9 protein-coding genes are annotated in these 10,382 nt (G+C 63.1%); 5 read left to right on the top strand and 4 right to left on the bottom strand.

Annotation, left to right across the window (positions count from 1 at the left end; genetic code table 11):
- The first annotated feature begins 279 nt into the window (after positions 1–279).
- Entirely contained in the window at positions 280–1,014 is a 735-nt protein-coding gene (locus E4L98_RS04860; protein WP_229257253.1) for a PEP-CTERM sorting domain-containing protein, read from the top strand.
- On the opposite strand, the gene E4L98_RS04855 is transcribed toward E4L98_RS04860, so the two are convergent.
- The gene (locus E4L98_RS04855) at positions 999–2,135 is read right to left on the bottom strand and encodes a helix-turn-helix transcriptional regulator (protein WP_135200443.1); all 1,137 of its coding nucleotides are present in this window, start codon (positions 2,133–2,135) and stop codon (positions 999–1,001) included. The genes E4L98_RS04860 and E4L98_RS04855 overlap by 16 nt on opposite strands.
- A 148-nt stretch (positions 2,136–2,283) precedes the next feature.
- Between E4L98_RS04855 and E4L98_RS04850 the strand changes: the two genes are divergently transcribed.
- Positions 2,284–4,539: a DUF3141 domain-containing protein gene (locus tag E4L98_RS04850; protein ID WP_135200442.1), complete on the top strand. Its 2,256-nt coding sequence runs from the start codon at positions 2,284–2,286 to the stop codon at positions 4,537–4,539.
- On the opposite strand, the gene E4L98_RS04845 is transcribed toward E4L98_RS04850, so the two are convergent.
- On the bottom strand, positions 4,536–4,988 hold the full coding sequence (locus E4L98_RS04845; RefSeq protein WP_135200441.1) for a GNAT family N-acetyltransferase: 453 nt from the start codon (positions 4,986–4,988) through the stop codon (positions 4,536–4,538). The two genes, E4L98_RS04850 and E4L98_RS04845, sit on opposite strands and share 4 nt — an antisense overlap.
- Before the next feature lie 44 nt (positions 4,989–5,032).
- Between E4L98_RS04845 and E4L98_RS04840 the strand changes: the two genes are divergently transcribed.
- Entirely contained in the window at positions 5,033–5,602 is a 570-nt protein-coding gene (locus tag E4L98_RS04840; protein ID WP_135200440.1) for a helix-turn-helix domain-containing protein, read from the top strand.
- Here E4L98_RS04840 and E4L98_RS04835 read toward each other — a convergent pair.
- Positions 5,568–6,311, bottom strand: a complete 744-nt coding sequence (locus E4L98_RS04835) for a hypothetical protein (RefSeq protein ID WP_135200439.1) — start codon at positions 6,309–6,311, stop codon at positions 5,568–5,570. The genes E4L98_RS04840 and E4L98_RS04835 overlap by 35 nt on opposite strands.
- A complete protein-coding gene (locus tag E4L98_RS04830; RefSeq protein ID WP_135200438.1) occupies positions 6,298–7,053 on the bottom strand; it encodes a helix-turn-helix domain-containing protein in 756 nt (251 codons plus the stop codon). Before E4L98_RS04830 ends, E4L98_RS04835 begins: the two co-directional genes overlap by 14 nt.
- Positions 7,054–7,232: 179 nt before the next feature.
- On the opposite strand from E4L98_RS04830, the gene dusA reads away from it, so the two are divergent.
- Together dusA and E4L98_RS04820 are read left to right on the top strand one after the other, a co-directional pair.
- Positions 7,233–8,258 (top strand): tRNA dihydrouridine(20/20a) synthase DusA, encoded by a 1,026-nt coding sequence (gene dusA, locus E4L98_RS04825; protein WP_135200437.1) that lies wholly within the window; start codon positions 7,233–7,235, stop codon positions 8,256–8,258.
- Positions 8,259–8,595: 337 nt separating this feature from the next.
- Positions 8,596–10,344: a methyl-accepting chemotaxis protein gene (locus E4L98_RS04820; protein WP_229257252.1), complete on the top strand. Its 1,749-nt coding sequence runs from the start codon at positions 8,596–8,598 to the stop codon at positions 10,342–10,344.
- Positions 10,345–10,382 lie beyond the last annotated feature (38 nt).

The following is a 10,382-nucleotide window of genomic DNA, read 5'->3' as shown; positions in this document are numbered from 1 at the left end:
CACCGATGGCGTCTAGCTGGGAAACGAGAAAGCCTTCCCAGAACGGGAGGCTGAGTTTATGATTGGCCATGAGAGCGGTGGGTCGGGTTTTGGGTTCGGTCGCACAAACACAATAACTCTTCTTTACTGCTCTCTTGCGTTTACAACAGGTTCATCCCGGTAATCCGCGATGAACCTTTTTTTTCGCCTTCCTCTGTTTGGAGGATGCTGGTCGCGCGGCATGTCGATATGATAATTTTTGCCCGACTTGGGCGACCACACTACGACAGGGGATACATCATGCGTTTTGCCACCTCGCGCCTGGGACGGGCGCTATGCGGACTGCTGCTGCTGGCCGCGCTGCAGGCCAAGGCCAGCACGGACTACACCGCCGATTTCACCACCGCGACCCTGGACCCGGGCCTGCATGTCAGCATGTTCAAGAATGGCAGCTGGTCGCCCGGCGTGGTGCTGCCGTGGATCGTCCAGAGCGGCGATGGTTATCTGCTGCTGGCCAAGACCGCTTCGTTGCCGGGCCAGCCGTTTGCAGACGGACCGCACGTGCAGACCAACTTCGGCACCGTCGGCGACTTCGTCGCCACTGTCACCACCGATTCGGCCTATAACGGCGGCGGCGGGGCGGGCTTCTTCATGGATTCGCAATCCGGCTACACCGGCATCGGCTTTGGCACCAACTGGGTGAGCGACAGTGCCGGTGACGGCTATGTCGCCAACGGCTACCATGCCAGCGCGACCAGCCAGCTCACGCTGCAAATCAAGCGCGTCGGCGACACTCTGACCAAGAGCTACAAGCTGGCGGGCCAATCCGATTTCACGCTGATCTCCTCGCTGACCGACAGCGCCACCGTCCCAGGCTGGGTGATTTTCGATCTGACCAATTACTCGGACGTGCCCGGTGCCGTGATGTTCACCAGCTTCAGCATCGCGGCCGTACCGGAACCCCAGACCTGGGCCATGCTGGCCGGCGGCCTGGCCGCGCTGGGCGTGCTGCGCCGCCGTCAGCAGCGGTCGTGATGTGACAGGAAATAGGCCGGGCTGGCCAGCAGCATCGAGACCAGATCGGCCTGGCGATTGGTGCCGGTCTTGCCGAAGATGCTGCGCAACTGGCTGCGGGCGGTGCTGATGGTCGTGCCGCGCCGGTTGCTGGCCTCCTCCAGCGTCTGGCCGCTGCAAATGGCCACGGCCAGTTCGGCCTCGGCATCGCTGAGGCCGAACAAGCGCTGGACCAGCTCCGCGCGCAGGGCGGGCGTAGCCTCCGGATCGAACAAAAACAGCAGCGCGCCGCTGCACGCTTCCGCGCCCGCGCGCATGCGTAGCGGCGAGATCAGCACCATCAGGTCGCGCTGTCCCGGCCGCGGCACCAGCACCACCCCCGGCAGCTCGCGCGCCGTGCCCCGGCTGGCATGGATGGCCTTGGCGATTTCCAGATTCAGCTGCCGGGTGATGGCGCCGTTGCGGCCGAACAGGTGGCCCTGGTCCTGCCACAGGTCACGACCGTGGCGCAGTTGCGCGGCGGCCGCCTGATTGCAATGCGCCACCCGGCAAAACTCATCGACCAGTATCGCCGGCAGGGCCAGCGCGTCCAGGCTGCCGGTCAGGGGATTCTGGCCCAGTTGCAGCTCGGCGAATCGCTGGCGCATCTGGATCGCCCGCTGCAGATGCGGCATCAGCAGATTGAACATGTCCAGCTCTTCGCGTGAAAATGGCGGCTGTACAGGCGAGCGCTGCAGCATCATCTGGGTCAGCCACGGTCCTTCGCGCAGGACGATGGCGCCGCTGGCGCAGGCCACGCCCTGCGGTTGCACCCATTCGCGGTAGAAGCGCGAAGCCAGCGCGCTGTCCGGGTCCAGATCGAGATTGCTGGCGTAAAACGCGGCCACCGGGGCGCGGTGGATGTGTTGCGCCAGCATGTCTTCCGCCCCGTACTCGAGCGCGTACGAGGCCATCCACTTTTCCCCCAGGCCTTCCATCCACAGCCCCTTCACCTCGCGCGTATGGACGTGTACCGTCAACAGCATGGCTGCCTTCAGCTGGAACAGGTCGATAAACGCCGTCACGAACGGGTGGAAGCCATTCGGCGCCATTACCGATTCGTACATGTGGGTGAGTAGCTGATTGATGCGGGCCAGGGTCATGGTTCATTATTGCGCACTCATCAACGTGTTGCAATTATTGAATTTAAATTGGACAAATATTTGCCGAGCTGGTATCGCGGATTTGTTTGCCTTTTTTTGGGCGCTGGGGTACTTTTGTGCGTGGCAGCAAACCGCATGGAGGAGTACCTTGAGCGACAACAAGAGTTTCCCCTGGCTGAACTGGCCGGGATATCCTTTCAACCTTGCGCAGCAAGCGACCGATTACTGGATAGACGCCGCCCAGCGCTCCGTCCTGTTCCTGGACGTGCTGCGCCAGCGTGGCGACGAGCGCAATCACCGCGCCGAACAGACCGCGCCCCATGTTCTCAGCTTCGATTTCGAAGTGGTGATGGATGGCCGTCACCTCGACCACCCCGTCAATTACGGGCTGCTGAAGATCCGCCAGCCGGACGGCATTGAACCTGACGCGACCAAGCGGCCGTTCATCGTCTTCGACCCGCGCGCCGGCCACGGTCCCGGCATCGGCGGCATGAAGCACGACAGCGAAATCGGCGTGGTGCTGAAGGCCGGCCATCCGTGTTATTTCGTCGGCTTCCTGCCGCACCCGGTGCCGGGCCAGACCATCGAGGATGTCTGCCGCGCCGAGGCGCGCTTCATCGCCAGGGTGGCCGAGCTGCATCCGCACGCCGACGGCAAGCCGGCGTTGATCGGCAATTGCCAGGCCGGCTGGCAGATCATGATGACCAGCGCGCTGAACCCGGACCTGGTGGGACCGCTGGTGCTGGCCGGCGCGCCGCTGTCGTACTGGGCTGGCGTGCGAGGCAAGAATCCGCTGCGCTACCTCGGCGGCATCCTTGGCGGCACCTGGATGACCGCGCTGGCGGGCGACCTCGGCAACGGCATCTTCGACGGCGCACAGTTGGTCGCCAATTTCGAGAAGATGAACCCGGCCAATACCTTCTGGAGCAAGAATTACAACGTCTACTCGAAGATCGACACCGAGGCGCCGCGCTTCCTCGACTTCGAAAAATGGTGGGGCAATCCGGTGCTGTTGAATGCCGGCGAGATGCAGTACATTGCCGATTCGCTGTTCGTCGGCAACCGCCTGAGCGACGCCGCGCTGCTGGACAGCGAGGGCCACCGCATCGACCTGCGCAACATCAAGTCGCCGATCGTGGTGTTCTGCTCGTGGGGCGACGACATCACGCCGCCGCAGCAGGCGCTGGGCTGGGTGCTGGACTTGTATGAGGACGACGAGGCGCTGGTGGAGGGCGGCCAGACCATCATCTATTCGCTGCACCAGAGCATAGGTCACCTGGGCATCTTCGTCTCGGCCTCGGTGGCCAACAAGGAGCACGAGGAATTCACGGCGGCGATGGACATGATCGACATCATGCCGCCCGGCCTGTATGAGGCGGTGTTCCTCGACAAGGATGAAGAAATGCTGCAGGCCGAGATCGCCGCCGGCGACCTGGCGGCCGGCGATTATGTGATGCGCTTCGAGCGCCGCAACCTCGACGCATTGCGCGCGCTGGGCGGCAACGATGTCGAGGACGAGCGTCGCTTCGCCACCGTGGCGCGGCTGTCGGAAATCAACAAGGGGCTGTACAAGACCTTCGCCAGTCCGATCGTGAAAAGCATGGTGACCGAGGCCAGCGCCGAACGCCTGCGCGAGGCGCATCCGCTGCGCATGCGCTACACCATGTTCTCCAGCAAAAATCCGTTGCTGAACACGATCCCGGCATGGGCCGAGAAGGTGCGCGCGCAGCGCCGTCCGGTGGGCAAGGACAATCTGTTCCTGCAGATGCAGGAGGCGGTGTCGAAGCAGATCGTGGCGGTGCTCGATCGCTATCAGGAAGTGCGCGACCAGGCCACCGAGAATATATTCCTCGGCGTCTATGGCTCGCCGGTGTTGCAGGCGCTGGTCGGCCTGAACAACGATGGCGGCCGGCCGCGCCGCATCGGCCGCGACATCGCGCGCGAGGCGGCCATCAATGCCCACCGCGCGGCGATGGCGCTGCAGACGGCCGAGGGTGGCGTCACCGAGGGCATCATCCGCGCGCTGCTGTACATTTTCCGCAGTCCGGAAATGAGCGCGGCCGACGAGCGCGCATTCGCGGCCATGCGCCAGCTGCGCCTGCGCACCTCGGACGACAAGGAGCTCAACGTCACTGCGCTGAAGAAGATCCTGCGCGAGCAGTATCTGATGCTGCAGGTGGACGAGGCGGCCGCGCTGCGCGACCTGCCGCTGCTGCTGCCGGAAGACGCCGCCGCGCGCGGCACCGCGCTCGACATCGTGCGCCAGGTGGCCGGCGCCAGCGGCACGCTGACCGGCGAGGCGGCCACGCGGCTGGAGCGCATCGCCACCATCTTCACCACCCAGGCGCCCAAGCTGGCGGTGGTGCGCAAGAAAAAGGGCGGGGCGCCATCGGCCGCTGCTTAGTTCAGGGGCTTGCGCATGAACACGCTGAGCGGATCGTCCGGATAATCGCCGTACGGTCCGCAGCGTTCGAATCCGTTGCGTTCGTACAGGGCCAGCGCTTCCGGCTGGTCCGGCCCGGTTTCCAGCACCAGATGCGCACAGCCGGCCTGGCGCGCGGTGTCTTCCAGTGCGCCCATCAGCTTGCGCGCCATACCGGCGCCGCGCGCGGCCGGCCGCACGTACATGCGCTTGATTTCGCCATATTCCGGCGTCAGCACCACGGCGCCGCAACCGACCGCCGCGCCGGCGGCATCGCGCGCGACGGCGAAGCGGATGTGCGGCTGCAGCAGCGTGCGGACATCCAGCGCATACACCGCTTCCGGCGGATACAAGTCCAGCAGATATGTGTCGAGCTCGGCGATCAGCGCGTGGACTTCGGGCTGATCCGGCGTTTCAAAGGCGATGGTCATGGAGTTGTCATTTTATTGGATGGTAATCCAGTATAATGGATGTCATGGATATCAATCAACTCATCGCGCGCCGCGTACTGAGCCTGCGCAACACACGCGGACTGTCACTGGCGGCGCTGGCCGAACGCAGCGGCGTCAGCCGTTCCAACATTTCCCTGATCGAGCGCGGCGAAAGCAGCGCCACCGCGACCGTGCTGGACAAGCTGGCCGGCGCGCTGGGCGTCACGCTGGCCTCGCTGTTCGAAGCCGACAGCGGCGCGCCGTCGCCGCTCAGCACGCGCGAGCGGCAGCCGGTGTGGACCGATCCGGCCTCGGGCTACACGCGGCGCCAGTTGTCGCCGGCCGTGCGTTCGCCGATGCAGCTGGTGGAGGTGGAATTTCCGCCCGGCCGCCGCGTCGCCTACGAGCAGGCGCGCAACGAGTCGGACATTTACCAGCAGCTGTGGCTGCTCGAAGGGGCCATCGTGGTGACGGCCGGCACGCAGCAGTGGCGTTTGCAGCCGGGCGACTGTCTGGCGTTGCGCGAAGGCCCGGACATCAGCTACGAAAACCCGGGCGCCACGCCGGCGCGCTACCTGATCAGCCTGGTGACGCTGCCGTTTGCGCCGGCGTAGCGTCGGCGGCGATGGTCTTGGTGACCTTGCCGTTTTCGTCGAGCATCTGGATCTCGGCCTTGCCGTCGGCGCCGACCAGCAGCATCAGGCGTACGCGGCCCTGGCCATCCTTCAACTGCAACGACGCGCCCTTGTCGCGCGTGTTGCCCAGCCAGATGCGGTTGTTGGGCAGGCGACCATCCTCGTTCAGTTTCTGCCAGTAGGCGCGGCGCTCGGTCGGCGCCAGCTTTGTGGCATCCTCTCGGAAGCCCGGGTAATCCGTCATCGCGGTGCGCCGGAAATAGGGCACATCGTTGATGCTGATGCCGGTCTGCTGATGCTGCGCGCTGTCGGTATTCAGCAGTTGCAATGCCTGGTCCTGGCGGAAGCGGTCGAAGGTCAGCGACAGGCCGGAATCGATTTTGCCGTCCGCGGCCAGGCTGCCTTTCTGGATCAGGCCACCGTTCTCGGTGCCTTCCTCGTTCATGAAGAGCATGCCGGCAAAGGTGCGCCGGTCCGGGCGCGCGCTTTCCTTGCCTTCCATGAAGCCGCCGGGGAATTGCGCGCGGTTGGAAATCACCATGCGTTTGGTGCCGTCCGGCTCGACGATGTTGATGCGGCCGGCGGTGATTTCGTCGAACTCGGCGTGGCGATGTTCGCGCGCGCCGGTGAGCAGCAGCACCGCCGCCATGGCGCCGGCGCCAGCCAGGAAGGTCTTAAGCTGCGCCATGTTGGCCTCCCTTCACCTTGCGCACGCGCCATTCCACCAGCGGCAGCAGCAGGCCGCTGAAGGTCAGCAGGGCGCCCAGGTATTGCAGCATCTTGTTGCCGGTGCGTTGCACGTGCTGGACGCTGGTGGCCTCGAACTTGCGGCGTCCTCCGGGCACCGTTTCGAAGTAAATAACCCCGCGGTCTTCCCATGACTGAACCGTCTGCACCTTCGCGCGGCCGGTTTCAAAGTCCGCCAGTAATCTGGCCCGTTCCGCAAAGGTGATAATGCCGGCTTGCATTTTCAGCAGGGTGATCTTGTCGAACTTCTCAAACGCATCGTCCGACTCGCCCGGCAGGATCACGCCTTGCGACACGTACTTGTATTCCTTGTTGGGAAAGACGATGCCGTCATTGGCGGCCAGCATCAGGGCAAAGCCGGCGATCAGCGCGGCGGCGGCGCCGTACAGGTACTTGCGGGCGTCGTGCACGCGCTGGGTCTGCACGCCGGACAGGAACTGGCTGACTTCCGGGATATGCCGCAACGGGCCCTGCAACAGTTGGCGGTCGATGTCGGCCAGGAAGTCCTTGGCCTCCAGCTGGAGCGATTTGATGATGCTGCTGAACATTTCGGCCGAAGGCGTCGACTTGTCGTTCTCCAGCTTGGACAGGTAGGACTGTTCGATGCCGATGGCTTCCGCGAACTGCGGTTGCGTCAGATTTTTCTCGGTTCTGATCCGTTTGAGCTTTTCTCCAAAATTCATTCCGGTCGACCTTTCTGTGGTGGGCTTGCAGCGTATTCTTCGGGATTCATGCGGGAATGAGAAGCAGAATATTGTGGAATATGCATGAATATCGCATCTCCGCGAGCGGGCGCGGCCGGCGGGAGGCCGCTTTTTCGCTGTATAATGACGACCCCTCACCGATTCGCGACCTTGTCACCATGACCATCATCACCCTGCCGACCGCCGACCAAGCACCCGTGGTGCCTAGCCGCCGCCTGTCCGTGGCGCCCATGATGGACTGGACCGACCGCCACTGCCGCGTGTTCCACCGCCACATCAGCAAGCACACCTGGCTGTACACCGAGATGGTGACCACCGGCGCACTGGTATATGGCGACGTCGAACGCCATCTGCGTTTCAACGAGGAAGAGCATCCAGTGGCGCTGCAACTGGGCGGCAGCGATCCCGCCGACCTGGCCACCAGCGCCAAACTGGGCCAGAAGTGGGGCTACGACGAGATCAACCTCAACTGCGGCTGCCCGTCGGAGCGGGTGCAGAAAGGCGCATTTGGCGCCTGCCTGATGGCCGAGCCGGAACTGGTGGCCGATTGCGTCAAGGCGATGCGCGACGCGGTGACGATCGATGTCACGGTCAAGCACCGTATCGGCATCAATGACGTGGAAAGCTACGACTTCGTGCGCGATTTCGTCGGTAAAGTGGCGGAAGCTGGCTGCACGACGTTCATCGTGCATGCCCGTAACGCCATCCTCAAAGGTCTGTCGCCGAAAGAAAACCGCGAAATCCCGCCGCTGAAGTACGACTATGCCTATCAGCTCAAGCGCGATTTCCCTGACTTCGAAATCATCATCAACGGCGGCATCAAGACCGAGGCCGAGATCGATGTCCATTTGCAGCACGTCGATGGCGTAATGCTGGGGCGCGAGGCCTACCATAATCCCTTCGTCATGGCCAACTTCGACCAGCGCTACTACGGCGACACCAGCGCGGCCAAGACCCGCGAAGAGGTATTGCAAGCCATGATTCCGTACATCCAGACCCAACTGGCGAAGTACGGTCCCGAAGGACTGAAGCTCAACACCATCACCCGCCACATGCTGGGCATCATGACCGGCCTGCCGGGCGCCCGTGCGTTCCGTCAGACTTTGTCCGACTCCAAAAAGCTCGCCGCCGGCGACGCCCATCTCATCCTCGAAGCCGCAGCCCGCCTGCGTTTCGCTGCCTGATTCAGCCTTTTCAAAGAACTTTCTGCGGGTGTGGTTAAATTTCCACGCAGAAAGTTGTTTTGCGTATTTTCCGAGCAGTAATTGCTTGCTGTGAGGCAAAATTTGCATCTATAATTCCTGAATATACACACATATCCACCTTCTTCGTTGTGTGTTGCTGTTCCAAAAAACTACATGCAAGGCGCCGGTGGAGCCGCAAATTTTGCATTCGCAGTCATAGTTTGCTACTGTCACGTCTTATTACTCAGCGGCAAAATTATTGGCGGATGGAAACGTCCACAAGGCGCTTCCTCCAAGGCAAACCTTCGATCAACTGTGTCATAAAGAAGAAGACGAAATGAATTTAGCAAAAATGAAAGTTGGTATGCGTCTGGGCTTGGGATTCGCCCTGGTGCTGTTGTTCCTGGTGGCCGTGACCGCCATGGGGATTCTTCGCATGGCACAGATCCAGGACCGTCTGGACCACGTGATCAGCGTAAACAACGTCGTGTCGCGCCTGGTGGTGGATATGCGCAACAACGTCGGCGACCGCATCAACTCGCTGCGCGTGCTGACCCTGATGACCGATCCGGCCGACATGGAACCGGAAATGAACCGCATCAAGGAACTGGCCGGCAAGTACGCCGACGCCCAGAACAAGCTGAGCGCCCAGTTCGCCAAGGAAGCGCTGCCGGAAGAAAAATCGCTGCTGGCCGCCGTCAAGGAAGCCGAAGGCGTGGCCATGCCGGCCATCGCCAAGGCCTCGGACCTGTGGCTGGCCAACAAGGCGGAAGACGCCACCCGCGTGCTGATCAAGGAGATCCGCCCGGCCCAGAAAAAATGGATGACCTCGCTGGAACAGCTGGGCGCCCTCGAAGACAAGCTGAACGCCGATGTGCAGGCTGACGCCGCCAAAGGCTTCTCCAGCGCGCGCACCTTCATGATCATCATGGGCCTGCTGGCCGTGGCGATCTCGGTGGCTGCCGCTTACATCATCACCCGCGGCCTGCTGAAGCAGCTGGGCGGCGAACCGGATTACACCGCGGCGATCGCCGGCAGCATTGCCAACGGCGACCTGTCGGTCGAGATCAACACCAGCGGCGTGGCCAAGGACAGCCTGCTGGCCGAGATGGCGGAAATGCGCAACAGCCTGGTGGACATCGTCGGCCAGGTACGTTCGGGCACCGAAACCATCGGCACCGCCTCGCGGGAAATCGCCGCCGGCAACGTCGACCTGTCGTCGCGTACCGAAATGCAGGCCAGCTCGCTGGAGAAAACCGCGTCGGCCATGGACGAGCTGACCTCGACCGTGAAACAGAACGCCGACAACGCCCGTGAAGCCAACCAGCTGGCCTCGGCCGCGTCCGACGTGGCGATCCGCGGCGGCCAGGTGGTGTCGCAAGTGGTTGACACCATGAGCTCGATCGACGCCTCGGCCAAGAAGATTGTGGACATCATCGGCGTGATCGATGGCATCGCCTTCCAGACCAACATCCTGGCGCTGAACGCTGCGGTGGAAGCGGCCCGTGCCGGCGAACAAGGCCGCGGCTTCGCGGTGGTGGCTTCGGAAGTGCGTAACCTGGCCCAGCGTTCGGCTGGCGCCGCCAAGGAAATCAAGATGCTGATCGACGACTCGGTCGAGAAGGTCGGCGCCGGCACCAAGCTGGTCGGCCAGGCCGGCGTCACCATGGACGAGGTGGTGTCCTCGGTCCGCCGCGTGACCGACATCATGAGCGAAATCGCCAATGCCAGCCAGGAACAGAGCGCTGGGATTGCCCAGGTCAACCAGTCCATCATCGAGATGGACAGCATGACCCAACAGAATGCCGCGCTGGTGGAAGAAGCCGCCGCCGCAGCACAAAGCTTGCAGGATCAGGCCGCCGAGTTGGGCCGTGTGGTCAGCATCTTCAAGCTGGTGGAAGGCGAAGAGCGCAAAGCGGTTGTTGCGCCGGCGCCGGTTGCCGCCAAGGCCGTGGTCAAACCGATCACCACGCCACGTGCTCCTGTGAAGAAACTGGCCACCGCGCCAGCGCCTGCAGCAGCCAAACCGAAAAAAGTCGCCGCGGCAGCCAGCACCGCCGGCAGCGACGAGTGGGAAGAGTTCTAAGCCGTACTAACTTAATTTGCCGCAGTCTGCCGTCCGCT

This window comes from Duganella callida (assembly GCF_004614165.1).
In the GTDB taxonomy this organism is placed as follows: domain Bacteria; phylum Pseudomonadota; class Gammaproteobacteria; order Burkholderiales; family Burkholderiaceae_D; genus Rugamonas; species Rugamonas callida.
Note: the sequence above shows the minus strand (reverse complement) of the source record. Positions and strands in the feature narration are given on the sequence as shown.